Raw genomic sequence first — 245 nt, forward strand, 5'->3', positions numbered from 1 at the left:
GAAGGTGCGGCTGGATCACCTCCTTTCTAAGGAGTACAAAGAACGACAGTTCAATTAAAATTCTTAGTTTTATCACTATATGGGCCTGTAGCTCAGCTGGTTAGAGCGCACGCCTGATAAGCGTGAGGTCGGAGGTTCGAGTCCCCCCAGGCCCACCACTACAACATTAGGAACCTGACAATTAAAGAGAAATATATTTCTGGTCAAGCGACCAAGGGCATAAGGTGAATGCCTTGGCACTGAGA

At 47.3% G+C, this 245-nt stretch carries 1 tRNA gene; it reads left to right on the top strand.

Annotated features, from left to right (window positions below):
* Positions 1-81: 81 nt before the first annotated feature.
* Positions 82-158, top strand: a tRNA-Ile gene (locus VJI94_RS08710).
* The last annotated feature ends 87 nt before the right edge of the window (positions 159-245 follow it).

The organism is Parvimonas sp. D9 (genome assembly GCF_035282565.1).
Taxonomy (GTDB): Bacteria; Bacillota; Clostridia; order Tissierellales; family Peptoniphilaceae; genus Parvimonas; species Parvimonas micra.